Annotated in this window: 12 protein-coding genes; 5 read left to right on the forward strand and 7 right to left on the reverse strand. The window is 45.3% G+C overall.

Translation table 11 applies throughout. From position 1 onward, the window contains the following. Window positions 1–384 precede the first annotated feature (384 nt). The 6 genes from FLM48_RS00055 to fadB all read right to left on the reverse strand — a co-directional run bounded on the left by FLM48_RS00055 (window position 385) and on the right by fadB (window position 8,699). Entirely contained in the window at window positions 385–3,573 is a 3,189-nt protein-coding gene (locus FLM48_RS00055) for an amidohydrolase family protein (RefSeq protein ID WP_179022708.1), read from the reverse strand. Between the two features lie 231 nt (window positions 3,574–3,804). After that, on the reverse strand, window positions 3,805–4,242 hold the full coding sequence (locus FLM48_RS00060; RefSeq protein WP_179022709.1) for an MOSC domain-containing protein: 438 nt from the start codon (window positions 4,240–4,242) through the stop codon (window positions 3,805–3,807). 152 nt (window positions 4,243–4,394) lie between these two features. After that, window positions 4,395–4,640 carry a sulfurtransferase TusA gene (tusA, locus tag FLM48_RS00065; RefSeq protein ID WP_028773394.1) on the reverse strand — a complete coding sequence of 82 codons (246 nt, stop codon included), beginning with the start codon at window positions 4,638–4,640 and terminating at the stop codon, window positions 4,395–4,397. Between the two features lie 126 nt (window positions 4,641–4,766). Continuing rightward, window positions 4,767–5,234, reverse strand: coding sequence for a Cys-tRNA(Pro) deacylase (gene ybaK / locus FLM48_RS00070; protein WP_179022710.1), 468 nt, complete (start codon window positions 5,232–5,234; stop codon window positions 4,767–4,769). A gap of 126 nt (window positions 5,235–5,360) precedes the next feature. Beyond that, a complete protein-coding gene (gene fadA, locus FLM48_RS00075) occupies window positions 5,361–6,524 on the reverse strand; it encodes an acetyl-CoA C-acyltransferase FadA (protein WP_179022711.1) in 1,164 nt (387 codons plus the stop codon). Between the two features lie 21 nt (window positions 6,525–6,545). Then, window positions 6,546–8,699 carry a fatty acid oxidation complex subunit alpha FadB gene (gene fadB, locus FLM48_RS00080; RefSeq protein ID WP_179022712.1) on the reverse strand — a complete coding sequence of 718 codons (2,154 nt, stop codon included), beginning with the start codon at window positions 8,697–8,699 and terminating at the stop codon, window positions 6,546–6,548. A 267-nt stretch (window positions 8,700–8,966) separates the two neighbouring features. Between fadB and pepQ the strand changes: the two genes are divergently transcribed. The 4 genes from pepQ to hemG (FLM48_RS00100) all read left to right on the forward strand — a co-directional run bounded on the left by pepQ (window position 8,967) and on the right by hemG (FLM48_RS00100) (window position 13,120). Beyond that, window positions 8,967–10,289, forward strand: a complete 1,323-nt coding sequence (gene pepQ / locus FLM48_RS00085) for a Xaa-Pro dipeptidase (RefSeq protein WP_179022713.1) — start codon at window positions 8,967–8,969, stop codon at window positions 10,287–10,289. 43 nt (window positions 10,290–10,332) lie between these two features. Beyond that, a complete protein-coding gene (locus FLM48_RS00090) occupies window positions 10,333–10,944 on the forward strand; it encodes a YigZ family protein (protein WP_179022714.1) in 612 nt (203 codons plus the stop codon). 191 nt (window positions 10,945–11,135) lie between these two features. Then, window positions 11,136–12,593 carry a TrkH family potassium uptake protein gene (locus FLM48_RS00095; protein ID WP_179022715.1) on the forward strand — a complete coding sequence of 486 codons (1,458 nt, stop codon included), beginning with the start codon at window positions 11,136–11,138 and terminating at the stop codon, window positions 12,591–12,593. After that, a complete protein-coding gene (gene hemG, locus FLM48_RS00100; protein WP_028773387.1) occupies window positions 12,593–13,120 on the forward strand; it encodes a menaquinone-dependent protoporphyrinogen IX dehydrogenase in 528 nt (175 codons plus the stop codon). The genes FLM48_RS00095 and hemG (FLM48_RS00100) overlap by 1 nt, the downstream gene beginning before the upstream one ends. Before the next feature lie 42 nt (window positions 13,121–13,162). On the opposite strand, the gene FLM48_RS00105 is transcribed toward hemG (FLM48_RS00100), so the two are convergent. Beyond that, window positions 13,163–13,471 (reverse strand): metalloregulator ArsR/SmtB family transcription factor, encoded by a 309-nt coding sequence (locus tag FLM48_RS00105; protein ID WP_028773386.1) that lies wholly within the window; start codon window positions 13,469–13,471, stop codon window positions 13,163–13,165. A gap of 243 nt (window positions 13,472–13,714) precedes the next feature. Between FLM48_RS00105 and hemG (FLM48_RS00110) the strand changes: the two genes are divergently transcribed. Then, on the forward strand, window positions 13,715–14,248 hold the full coding sequence (hemG, locus tag FLM48_RS00110; RefSeq protein ID WP_179022716.1) for a menaquinone-dependent protoporphyrinogen IX dehydrogenase: 534 nt from the start codon (window positions 13,715–13,717) through the stop codon (window positions 14,246–14,248). Window positions 14,249–14,344: the final 96 nt, after the last annotated feature.

The following is a 14,344-nucleotide window of genomic DNA, read 5'->3' on the forward strand; positions in this document are numbered from 1 at the left end:
ATATAGAGGTGAGGCCTCACCTCTATAAATTTAAGTTCTAGAATAACTTGCAGAAGCAAAGACTACTATTACCACAGCGCTCTTCAATTTTATCACACCAATTTCCAGCGTATGTCATTGAAGAAGATAAAGATAAAATTACAGCTAATGCACCCAAAGATTTCTTACTTTTTAGAATTTTCATTTTAATTCCTTTTTGCTATTTATAGTTGTTGTGTTGAAAACATCCTTACTTCAACAAGCCTCAAGCTAAATGATTAGCCGGCTGGGAACAATAGTACAAAAGAGTAGATTTTAAAAAAGGCATGTTCCACGTGGAACATGCCTTTTTTGCTAATCAATTTTGACAAAAAAATTAATTTTCCTGAAACCTAAGTTTGACGACTACTTATCGGTTTCAAAGAAAAACTTTTTACGTTGTTTTTTGTCACCATTTAGCTCATTCATGGTTTCGGCGTCAAACAGTTTACCGTTAACCATGGTATAGCTCACTCGATCAGTTTGGCGGATGTCCGTTAGTGGGTCACCATCAATAACAATCAGGTCAGCTAACTTACCCGCTTTAATTGAACCAATCTGATGATCCATTCCAAATGTTTTTGCTGGGTTGATGGTGGCCGTTTTTAGTACTTCAAGGTTACTCATACCACCTTGAGCAAACATCCACATTTCCCAATGAGCTGCTAAACCTTCACGCTGACCATGGGCACCAATGTTAGGCTTAATTCCCAGCTCATTCATTTCGTTTGCGACTCTTGCCACGTTGAAGTGATTGTAGTGGGCATCGGGTGCTTTGGGTCTACGCATCGAGCGGGCTTCTAATCTATCACTTGGTACATACATAGATAGACGCGGGTGAGCCCAAACATCGGTCTTATCATACCAATAGTTTTCTCCTGAAATACCACCGTATGCCACGACTAATGTTGGTGTATAGGCAACTTCTGTCTGGCTCCAGAACTGCTTGACATCATCATAGATTGCACCAGCAGGTAGAGAGTGCTCGATGGTTGTATGACCATCAGCAATCATAGTGAGGTTGTGTTGCAGCAAACTTCCGCCTTCCGGTACTACCATCATTTCAAGTTCACGTGCTGCGGTGATCACTTGTTGACGCTGGTTCCGGCGCGGTTGGTTATAACTCTTGACGCTGAATGCACCCACTTTCTTCAGTCGTTCTAAATGGAACTTGGCATCATCCAGTGAATCGATGTGGGAAGTATATCCTGGCGCATTTGCGCCATACAAAATGGTACCGGTTGAGAAGATTCTCGGGCCGACAATGTTACCGGCTTTTTGCTGTTCTGCTGCGGCAAAAATTTCGGTGGTGTCATTAGAAGGGTCGTGGATAGCCGTTACACCTAGTGAAAGGTTGGAGTATAACTCCCAGTTTTGCTGAGGAATAATCTCATTGTCTGCTTGAGCACCATGGGCGTGAGCATCGAACAAACCGGGCATTAAAGTCTTGCCCTTAATATCAATGACTTTAGCGCCACTTGGAATGTCAGTATTGGCATCACCAACTGTAATGATCTTATTGTCTTTGACTATCACTACGCCATTTTCAATGACTTGGTCTTGCTCCATAGTGATAATTTGTCCGCCAACAAATGCTACTGTTCCACGTGGAACATCAGCTTCTTGGCTAAAGCCGATCTCTGTAATTGTTGGCTCAGCTTTGTCTGCATCGGCTTGATAATTAGTGTCGACACCTACCTGATATAACTCAGGACCTAAGGTCCAGTACAGCTGGTTGCTACGGTTGTTCCAACTGATACTTTCACCCGCTCTTACACTAAGCTGGCTAACCGGTAAATTACTGGCTTTAGGGCCAATTTGGATAGTTTCACCATGTTTAGCAAACGGGGTAACATAAACTCTAAAGCGCTCTGCAAATGCTAACTGTTTACCATCAGGCGACACTCTAAATTCTGTAGCATGCTTACTGGTATAGTGCACTTGAGGTTGGAAGCCGTGCATGTTGATGGATGACAGTTGTGGAGTGTCACCATAGTCCATGAAGTAAACACGTTCGTTGTCAGCGCCAAATTGTGGTTGATACCCTTTGGCTGACAATTTGAATGTGTCGGTTCCTTTTGTTGTGACTCGATATAAGCCCGGCTCTTGTGACCACGTTGTTGGCGTCACATTACCGCCTTTCGCTTTACGGTAAACCACCATATCACCGTCGGGAGAGAAGGTAGGTTCTACATATTTGCCTGGTTCTTGGGTGAGTGTTTTTACGCGTTTGTTGCGTAAGGTCATTACGCGGACGCTGCCTTGGTCGTCATCATCCCAAGTAGTGAAAACTAATTGCTTACCATCTCTAGACCATTGTGGGTATAGCTCTCGTAGATCGCTATCTAAGCGGGTTAAACGTTTAACTGAACCATCGGGTAGGCTTTTTATCCATAGCTTACCTAGGGCCTCGTAAACCACTTTCTTACCATCTGGTGATACTTGCGCCATGCGCAGCATTTTTACATCAAACTGGTCTTGGTCTAGATTTTGGGTAAAACGCACTGACGGCTGAACTGCACGCTCAGTTTTAACGGCAAATGGAATGTTGTCTACTTGCTTAGATGCAATATCAAGTTTGTTGATCTTGCCGCCTGCCCAGAATACGATCTGCTCGTTATCTGCAGTCCAGCTCATGGTGGGGTAAACACCATGGATAGCCCATGTTTCTTGCATATCACGATCAAGCTTATCGTATAGCTTTTCGGTTGCACCTGATTTTAGATCGAGTAAATACAGGGTAGACTGAAAACCATCACGCTTAATATATGCGAGTTTTTTACCATCAGGACTCGGGGTTGGACGTATCGCACCACCCGTGCCTTCAATTAGCACCTCAATGTCGCCTGTCTGAGTATCGTAGCGCTTGATCTTGTAGATGCCTTTTACAGAATCTTTTGAGTAGTGGAAGGTCTTGCCGGGGGTGGCGTCCTGGCTAAAATAGATATAACGTCCATCAGGTGAATAGGCGGGTTCGCCAAGATCTTTTTGCTCATTGGGACGTTCAGTGAGTTTAACACCATCACCACCAGCGACATGGTACAGCCATACTTCACCGGCTCCTAGACTACGACTACCAGTAAAGTGTTTACGGGCCACCAAGTATTGCGAGTCTGGGCTCCATGCAGGGCTGTTCAATAAACGAAATGTCTCTTTGGTCACAGGGCGTGGGTTGCTGCCATCAGCGTCCATAATCCAGATGTTATCGCCGCCATCTTCATCAGACGTAAACGCGATATATTTGCCATCGGGGCTATAAACAGGCTGCATTTGCCAAGCAATGCCTGAAGCTAGGGGTTTAGCTTCGCCGCCAGAAATCGGCATTTGATAAATATCACCAAGTAAATCGAACACGATGTGCTTACTATCAGGGCTGACACTCACGTTCATCCATGTGCCTTCGGTGACATCAACAGCAACTTGTTGCAAAGGGGCATCTTGTGGTGCGTTGACTTGCCACTTTTTGGCTTCTTCGGTGTTGGTTTCTGCAAATGCCGCGCTGCTTAAGCTTAATGCGATAGCAGTGCATAGCGGTGTAAGTTTTAGTTTTAGCATGTTATTCCCTGCTAGTTGTTTTTATAGTTGTGTAGGTACCAGTAGCGGGTACGCAGGCTCCCTAGTATGGCTTTGTTGCAGTTAGCATCAATCTAGGGATGAGGCTGACTGGTATTTATCGCACATATTTAGCAGCAGTAAAACAACTTTTCTGTGACATAATTTTAATGGCAAAAAAAAGCAGCCTAACGGCTGCTGGTGTGTGGGATATTCGAGCGAATGTTCTCTGGATTAACTTAGGATAACTATATCACCAATGGCGATGGTCGCATCATTAACTACCCGACAAGTCACGCCGCCTCGCCAGTCTGGAAGTAGGGCATTTTCAAGGCCAGGTTGCGCTATTTCCATTTTCTTACAGGGATCCGTTTCGCCAGTGATCAGCAGCTTGAGTGTTCCAATTTCCAGCGTCTTGCCTAAGTCTTGCTGACTAAAGCTAAGCCCTTCTACAAGCAAATTAGCTCGGCGAGTCGTCCACGGCAGGTCAACATTAATGCTGTCGCAGGCGACTCGCCACTGTTCTGCTGACATGACGGTAACCTGTCTCTTACCTGGGCGACCAAACACATCCTGTGCTACGCCAGATGTTGTGGTGACCAGTGCACTCCCAGTTTCTATCATTGGGCCTTTTTTTACGGTCTTATAGCTAATGCCAAGCAGACTTGCCATGGTGATTCTCCCTTTTGCCGAATGCAATCAGTGTAGACATCACTACTGACGGTGGCAATAGTCTTCATGACTATAACAAGTCAGGAAGTGGAGCTGCTGTATACGGCGGGCCTAGGTAGGGAAAATTGGGTCGAGGATGGGGACCGCTTGGGTTATAAACCTTTCTTTATCAGGTATTGGTAGGGTGTTGATTCTGTTTGGCTTGCGATAAGGGTGTGATCCATAAACTCACAAAAGCTTGGAATATCGCGAGTTGTCGCTGGGTCATCGGCAACAATAAGTAAAGTTTCGCCATCGGCCATTTTTCTCACAGATTTACGTACCATCATAACGGGCTCAGGGCATCGAAGTCCTAATGCGTTAAGTTGATGCTGAGCTTGAGAGAATTGATCGGTCATACTTACAAACCTTATGGGTGTAACAGAAGAGGCTAATATTACGCGAGAGCAGGGGCTAATCCAAGCCTATCGATCACTTTTGTGAGATGAGTCGATAAACATGTTTCACGTGAAACATTAGGGTGTCTAGTTCGCTATATCAGCCGTTTTTGCCTTAGTTAACTCGATCAAGTCCTTTACAGACAAGCTAATGTCTAAGCCACGCTTGCCGCCACTAACATAAATCTCAGGTTGATTAACTGCACGGGTATCTAACACAGTAGGGAGTTTCTTTTTCTGTCCTAACGGACTAACCCCACCAAGCACATAACCTGTAGAACGTAATACATCCTGCGCCTGTGCCATAGCAACTTTTTTGGCTGCAAAAATTTTTGCTAACGCTTTTAGGTGTAGCTTAAGGTGAACAGGAATAATTGCTACCGCCAAACCTTGGTTATCTACTTGCACAACTAAGGTTTTAAAAACACTGTTTACATCAAGATTAAGCTTCTCCGCGGCTTCCAGTCCGTAGGATTTAACCGCTTCATCATGCTGATAAGTATGAATGTCGAACTTTATTTTGGCTCGTGTTAGGCAGTTTATCGCTGGTGTCATTGGTTGAACCCTTAGTGAAAGCAGGTGTAGGTTGATCATATCACTGCCGATGTTTCACGTGAAACATTAACTTAAGGCATTAAAAAAGGGTGCCGCTAAGCACCCTTTTGCAAAATTTATGAGTCTCTAAGTTCTTTCAAATACCGTTGCGATACCTTGACCTAGACCGATACACATTGTGGCAAGACCTAAGGTCGCATCTTTACTTTCCATAAGATTAATCAGCGTGGTAGAGATGCGTGAACCTGAACAACCAAGTGGATGGCCAAGGGCGATAGCGCCACCGTTTAGGTTAATCTTTTCGTCGACAACATCCATTAACCCAAGGTCTTTCACACAAGGGAGTGATTGTGCTGCAAAAGCTTCGTTAAGCTCAATAACATCAAGATCTGCAACAGTTAAGCCAGCACGTTGCAAGGCCTTTTGCGTAGCTGGTACTGGGCCGTAACCCATAATAGCGGCATCACAACCGGCAACGGCCATTGAGCGGATACGTGCACGAATAGGTAAACCTAAAGCTTTGGCCTTCTCTTCTTCCATGACTAACATGGCAGATGCACCATCAGACAGTGCCGATGAGGTGCCTGCGGTAACTGTACCATTGGCGGGGTCAAACACCGGACGTAAGCCTGCAAGTGATTCCATGGTTGTTTCTGGGCGAATGACTTCATCATGTGCCACTTTAATCAGTGCACCGCTGGCATCATGGCCTTCAATGGCATGAATCTCATTGGCAAAACGGCCTTCAATGGTGGCTGCGTGGGCGCGTTGATGTGAACGAACTGCAAACTCATCTTGTTGCTGGCGGGTAATACCGTGCATTTTGCCCAGCATTTCCGCGGTTAAGCCCATCATACCGGAAGCTTTTGCAACATTGTTGGCAAGCCCTGGGTGAAAGTCGACACCGTGGTTCATCGGCACGTGACCCATATGTTCAACACCACCAACAATAAAGGTATCACCCATGCCGGTCATGATTGCGCGAGCAGCTTGGTGAATGGCTTCCATTGAGGAACCACATAAACGGTTCACCGTCACCGCGCCAGCTTGTTTAGGTAGCCCAGCTAATAGTGCTGCGTTTCGAGCAATGTTAAAACCTTGCTCAAGTGTTTGTTGAACACAGCCCCAAATCACATCTTCAATCGTGTTTGGATCCAGTTGAGGGTTTCTAACCAACAAGGCTTTCATTAGCTCAGCTGATAGTGTTTCGGCACGTACATTTCTAAATACTCCGGCCTTAGAGCGGCCCATTGGAGTACGGATGCAATCTACAATTACTGCTTGTTTCATTTTCTTGATCCTTCTGGGCTGTTAGGCTGGGTAGTAGCTACCGTTGTTTTTAGCAAGTTCACGCATATTATCAGTAACTTGATATAAGCCACCTAAGTGTGCGTATTGGTCAGCTAGAGCAACAAAGTTGGCCACGCCCATGGTGTCAATATAGCGGAATACGCCGCCTCTAAATGGTGGGAAACCTAAGCCGTAAACCAGCCCCATGTCAGCCTCAGCCGGCGAAGCGATAATACCTTCTTCTAGACAACGTACGGTTTCAATAACCATAGGTATCATAGTGCGGGCAATAATCTCGTCGCTACTAAACTCTTTTAATTCACCAAAGGCATTACCTAATAACTCGTATGCGACTGGGTCAAGGTCTTTCTTTGGCTTGCCGCGACGGTCGATTGAGTATTGGTAAAAGCCTTTGTCATTTTTCTGGCCAAAGCGTTCAGCTTCAAACATCACATCAATAGCGTCTTTACCAGTTTTACCCATACGGTCTGGGAAGCCTTCAGCCATTACCGCTTGCGCATGATGACCTGTATCTAGGCCTACAACATCTAACAGATAAGCGGGGCCCATTGGCCAGCCAAACTGCTTTTCCATCACTTTATCAATGGCTTTGAAATCAGCACCATCGGCAAGTAGGCCGCTGAAGCCCGCAAAGTAAGGGAACAAAACACGGTTGACGAAGAAGCCTGGGCAATCATTCACTACGATAGGGGTTTTGCCCATTTTACTTGCATAAGCGACGACTGAAGCGATGGTTTCTTCACTGCTGTTTTCACCACGAATAACTTCAACTAGTGGCATTTTGTGCACAGGGTTAAAGAAGTGCATACCACAGAAACGTTCAGGCTTTTTCAGGCTTTTAGCTAGCAAGTTGATTGAGATGGTAGAAGTGTTAGAGGTAATAATGGCATCGTCACTCACATGCTGCTCAACCTCTGCCAATACCGTTGCTTTAACTTTTGGATGTTCAACAACCGCTTCAACCACCACATCGGCTTGCTTAACTGCGCTGTAATCCAGAGTCGCGGTGATGTTATTTAGCACCTTCGCCATTTTGGCTGGGGTAGAGCGGCCGCGTTTAATCTGCGCCGCAAGTAGCTTCGATGCTTCACCTAAACCAAGATCCAATGCAGGCTGAGCAATGTCTTTCATGACAATCGGTGTGCCTTTACTGGCACTTTGATATGCAATGCCACCACCCATAATACCTGCACCAAGCACCGCTGCACTGTTAACTGCTTGCGCTTGTTTACTTGCTTTCTTAGCTTTGCCTTTAACCAATTGGTCATTAAGGAAAATACCAATTAATGCTTGTGCGACCTCGGTTTTAGCTAGTTTAATAAAGGCTTGATGTTCAACAGCTAGTGCTGCACTGCGGTCACCTTGTGATGCTTTTTCAATCACGTCAACCGCAGCCATAGGCGCGGGGTAATGTTTACCAGCCACTTTGAATACCATGCCTTTGGCGGTGGCAAATGACATCATGGCTTCCAACTTCGGCAGTGTTAGCGGCGCTTGCTTTTGCGCGCGGCGAGCTTGCCAATCTAAGTCACCAGATAGGGCATCTTTGAGCATTTGAATCGCAGCTTGTTCAAGCACGTCAGCTTCAACAACTGCGTCAATGGCGCCGACTTGTAGGGCTTTGTCTGGACGTTGCTCTTTACCTGATGTAATCCACTCTAGTGCATTATCAGCGCCAATTACCCGAGGTAATCTTACTGTGCCACCAAAGCCTGGAATAAGGCCTAATTTAGTTTCAGGGAGACCAATACGGGCACTGCTGTCAGCGATACGGAAGTCGGTTGCTAAAATTGCTTCACAGCCGCCACCGAGTGCAAAACCTTTCACCGCTGAGATAGTTGGGAAGGGTAGATCTTCAAGCTTATTGAATACGTCGTTGGCTTGCACAATCCACTCATGTAACACAGATTCTGGTTGAGCAAATAGACCTAAGAATTCGGTAATGTCAGCGCCTACAATAAAGGTGTCTTTTGCAGAAGTGACCAAGACAGCATTGATATCTGCTTGTTGCTGCATAATGCTATCGAGTGCAGCGTTGAGCGAATCCAGTGTCTCTTTATCAAACTTGTTCACCGAGCCTGGCGAATTAAAACATAATTTGGCTATATTATTTTCAAGCATCTCAACTTGAATCGTAGGGCTTTGGTAGATCATTGCTTGCTTCCTTTTTGCGTGATACCCAGTCAACTTATCATTATTCTCGGGTAAGGCTTTCTCACAGCAGGCCATCATTTGACCAGTTGCCAGACAGTGTGCGTTGTATTTGAAAAAATTTCAACACCCAATTTAAACGGTTGTTTAATTTTCTTCAGTTAGCCGATAAATTCGCCTTTATGATAGACTTTAGCAAACAGAGTCATGCACCGATATGACAGCAAACAATTGGTGCAAATGTCCTAAAAATACAAAAGGGAACTAGCCATGGAAAAATTAGCCGCACTGTATCCGGCGCATATCACCGAGCTTAATCGTCGTGTTGCTGAAATTTGTGCTCGAGAGAATCTTGCTGGACTGGTTATTCACTCAGGGCAGCCACACCGCCAATTTCTCGATGACATGGACTATCCCTTTAAGGTTAACCCGCATTTTAAAGCTTGGCTGCCAGTGGTTGATAACCCCCATTGCTGGTTGTTAGTTAACGGTAAAGACAAACCACAGTTAATTTTTTATCGCCCTGAAGATTTTTGGCACAAAGTTGCCGATGTACCTACTGCGTTTTGGACTCAAGAATTAGATATCAAGTTACTCACTAAAGCCGACAAAGTGGCTGAGCTATTACCCGACCAAGTTGGCCAATGGGCCTATATTGGTGAACATATTGATGTGGCCGAAGTGCTAGGGTTTACGGCTCGCAACCCTGAAGCTGTGATTAGCTACTTGCACTATCACCGTGCCACAAAAACCGACTATGAACTTGTGTGTCTGCGTCAGGCCAACCACATCGCGGTAAAAGGGCACTTAGCCGCAAAAAGTGCGTTTTATGGCGGAGCAAGTGAGTTTGAAATTCAGCAAAGCTATTTAGCGGCAACCGATCAAGGTGAAAACCAGATGCCCTATGGCAATATTGTGGCATTAAATGAAAACGCGGCGATATTGCACTACACAGCACTTGAGCATCAAGCGCCGGCAGAGCGTCACTCTTTCTTAATTGATGCCGGTGCAAGCTTCTCTGGTTATGCGGCTGACATTACCCGTACTTACGCGTTTGAAAAGAATCTATTTGGCGAGTTAATTACAGCCGTTGATGTGCTGCAGCGTCAAATCATCGATATGATGCGCCCTGGGGTCAAATATGTTGATCTGCATGTCGCTACCCATCAAAAGCTAGCGCAAATCCTGATTGATTTTAACTTGGCTAATGGAGGGGTTGCGGATTTAATTGAATCTGGCGTAACGGCGGCATTTTTCCCCCATGGTTTAGGGCATATGTTGGGTCTGCAGGTGCATGATATGGGTGGATTTTTACATGATGAGCGCGGTACCCATATCGCTCCGCCACAAGCGCACCCATTTTTACGTTGTACTCGCACGTTAGATGTAAACCAAGTGCTCACCATTGAGCCAGGCTTATACATTATTGATTCATTGCTGGCGTCGCTTAAAGCTGACAAACGAAGCCAAATGGTACAGTGGAATACGGTTGAGCAATTACGCCCATTCGGCGGCATTCGTATTGAAGATAACGTTATCGTTCATAATGATCGCGTAGAAAACATGACCCGAGACTTAGGCTTGAATGATTAGCTGGCTGGGCATCGTTGTTCACTCACTATAAAAGGGTCGTCAATTGAGCGAAAGTTATTTAATCCCGGCACAAACCTATACGTTTGAAGAGGAGATTAAACATAGCAGGTTTATCACGGTACTGTTTCATTGTGATAGTGAAGAGGTGTTTAAGTGTGTGCTTACTAACCTCAAGGCTGAGTATCCTGGGGCTAGTCACTATTGTTATGCGTTTGTCAGTGCTGCCCCCGACAATCAGGTCGAGATTGGCTCCAGTGATGATGGTGAACCTGCGGGCAGTGCCGGCCGGCCAATGTTGGCATCACTACAGGGAGCTAATATCGGTGAGATTGGGGCGGTTGTTATCCGTTATTTTGGCGGCACTAAGTTAGGCGTGGGTGGCTTGGTTCGGGCGTATAGCTCTGGTATCAAGCAAGCAGTTAAGCTGTTACCGACTAGCTTAAAGCAGATACGTTATCGTGTTAGCTTAGCGTGTGATTATGCACAGCTTAAAGATATAGAGCATTTTGTTAGTAAGGCTAATGCGTTAATCGAAGACAGAGTCTTTGCCGATCAAGTCACCTTGATCATTGCCATACCTAAAGCAAGTTTAACTGAACTCAATGCGGATTTGGCCACGATTAGTCAGGGGCAGTTACAGCTACGTTTGGACTAATGATTTATGTGCCGCAGCCGCTAATATACTTAATTGCTACAACGAATTAAGCTGTGCTCCTGTTATCGGGTTGGCTCGGCATGACTAATCGCTGTGCTGACCCAATGATTTGTGCGAAAATAGCCGCAAATGCCGCCAGTAGATGCTGGCCTGCACACCTTTGCTTAAATGGATGAGTAGAATAAGCCCTAATGCAATATAGAACGATAATAAGAATAACCGGTCTACTGATGGGCTTGTTTTCTATCTCGCTGCTTCCCTCTGCGTTAGTGGCGGTGATCTATAAAGATGGCGGTGGCACGGCATTTATCCAAGCCTTTTTCTTGAGCCTGCTACTTGGCTTCATGCTGTGGTACCCCAATCGTCACTCTAAAGAAGACTTACGTACCCGAGAAGGCTTCTTGTTAGTGGTGTTGTTTTGGTGCGTACTGGGCTCTATTGGTGCGGTGCCGTTTATTTTCTCCAGTCAGCCAAATCTTAGTCTCACCGACAGCTTTTTTGAGTCTTTTTCTGCGCTAACAACCACAGGGGCTACCGTATTGGTTGGTCTCGATACGCTGCCGAAAGCCATTTTATTCTATCGTCATCTATTGCAGTGGCTTGGTGGTATGGGGATCATTGTATTAGCCGTGGCGATTTTGCCTGTTTTAGGTATTGGGGGGATGCAGTTATATCGAGCAGAAATGCCTGGGCCGGTAAAAGACAGTAAGATGACCCCCCGAATAGCGGAAACAGCCAAAGCGCTGTGGTATATCTATTTTGCGTTAACTGTCGCTTGCGCGTTTGCTTATTGGGTGGCGGGTATGGATGTGTTTGACGCCATTTGTCACTCTTTTTCTACTATCGCTATTGGCGGTTTTTCAACCCATGATGCCAGTATGGGCTACTTTGATAGCACGGCTATCAACATGGTGTGTGTGGTATTTTTGTTGATTGCGGCGCTTAACTTTAGCCTACACTTCGCGGCATTTACACGACGTGGACTTAACCTAAAAGTCTATTTTAGGGATGCTGAGTTTAAAGTGTTAATCGCAATTCAGTTAATTTTAACCGCAATCTGTTTTATTACGCTGTACCACTCTGGGATATACGACAGCCCTGAAGAAACCCTAGATTTTGCCCTGTTTCAAGCAGTTTCTATTTCAACAACCGCAGGCTTTGGTACCGAAAGCTTCCATATGTGGCCTCTGTTTTTACCTATGCTATTGATCTTTTCTAGCTTTATTGGTGGTTGCGGTGGTTCAACGGCTGGCGGTATTAAAGTGATGCGAATGATCTTGCTGCTGTTGCAGGGCTCTCGTGAGTTAAAACGCTTAGTGCATCCGCGGGGCATGTTCTCCATCCGTATTGGTGGTAAGGCTTTGCCTGATCGTGTGATTGATGCGGTTTGGGGCTTCTTTTCTGCTTACGCGTTAGTGTTTGTGATTTGCATGCTGATTTTAATGGCGATGGGATTAGACAATATTACCGCTTTTAGTGCGACTGCGGCTTGCTTGAATAACTTGGGTCCCGGATTGGGAGAAGTGGCGAGTAACTACGCGAGTATTGGCGATGGCGCCAAGTGGGTGTTAGTTGTCGCGATGATTTTTGGCCGCCTTGAAGTCTTTACGCTTCTGGTGCTATTTACGCCAACTTTTTGGAAGAATTGATGAGCAATACGTTAATTATATACTCTAGTGTTGATGGGCAAACTAAGGTGATTTGTGACCGTCTTCAAGCCATTTGTACGGCTAAGGGTGACAAAGTTACTGTCGTCGCCCTAGACGATGCCCATAGCATCAACTTATCTTATTATGACAAAGTATTGATTGGGGCGAGTATTCGTTACGGTAAGCATCGCCCTGCGTTATATCAGTATGTTAATCGTCATCGTGCGGTATTAAACAGCAAGAAAAATGGTTTTTTCACTGTTAACGTCGTGGCGCGAAAACCAGAAAAAAATACGCCTGAAACCAATCCTTATATGAAAAAGTTCCTGCAGTTGTCTCTGTGGGAACCGCAGCAGTTAGCCGTGTTCGCTGGCAAGATTGATTACCCTAAATATCGCTTATTTGATCGCAGTATGATTCGATTAATTATGTGGATCACTAAAGGGCCTACAGACACCAGCGGGACCTATGAGTTTACTGATTGGGAAGGAGTTGAGCATTTTGGAAACGCGTTTAGCGAACGCTAGGTAAATCTGGCTCACCAAGCGCGAGCTTGGTGAGTATTGCCGCTACTTGGCGCAATATTTCTCGTACAAAATAGAAATCACCTCAGTGACTTGCTCATTTTTCAGCGTATAAAACACCACTTGTGAGCTTTTACGGGTCGACACCAAATCTTCGGCACGCAATACCGCCAAATGCTGCGATAAAGCAGATTGACTAAGCGGGATTGATGCATTCAACTCTGTCACGCTCAATTCATTATCCAGCAACTGGCACAAGATCATTAACCGATACGGGTTCGCAATAGCTTTAAGCCATTTCGCCGCGCTTTGGGCATTGGTCACCATTTCGTTGACATCGATCTCTTTTTGCATCGGACAGACTCACTTGTATATTTGATTAGATAATTCTAATTGAGTGGTGTGGTTTAATCAATCATACTGCTGGTGCAAACTGAACTCAATTTCAGTTACCAATAGTATGATCGAGTCCGCTTTTATTTAGCATTTGCTTTTATATCCCACGAGCGGATCAGCAATTTGTGATCCATTCAGCGTTTTATTTTCGTCGCAACTGCAACAATGGTGATTGGTCAACTCTATTCAAATGGGCTTTCAATGAAATCAGTGCTAGTACTTTATTATTCGCGTGGTGGGCATACCGCTAAAATTGCACGCGCTATGGCAGAGCATCTGCAATCACAAAGTATAGCCTGTGACATTATTCATATAGAGCAAGCGGCCGATATTGATTGGCAAAAATATGATGTTATTGCCTTGGGGGCTTGTGTGCTCTATGGCAGTTACCACAAGTCAGTATTTGAGTTTGTTAAGCAATATCAGCAGCAAATCAAGGCTAAGCCGAACAGCTTTTTCAGCGTTAACGTGGTGGCGCGTAATCCTGAAAAGCGCGTACCTGAAAACAATAAATACCTGCAGAAATTTATCGAGTTGTCAGCTTGGACACCACAAGATGTCAAAGTGATAGCTGGTAAAGTCGACTACCCCTCGTGGCGTTGGTATGACCGCATGATGATTCAGCTAATCATGAAAATCACAGATGGCCCAACCGATCCTAAAGCAATTATTGACTACACCGACTGGGATGATGTCAACGTGTATGCCGACCACTTGGTGAGCTTAGCTGACTAGCGCTTTTGCGATTGCAGCTCTCTCAATCAATAGATAAATATACTTTGTCACGATAATAGGTAATTTTCCTGACTGGCTATTCATAGAGATAGGCAG

The organism is Shewanella sp. Scap07 (genome assembly GCF_013394145.1).
Classification (GTDB): Bacteria; Pseudomonadota; Gammaproteobacteria; order Enterobacterales; family Shewanellaceae; genus Shewanella; species Shewanella waksmanii.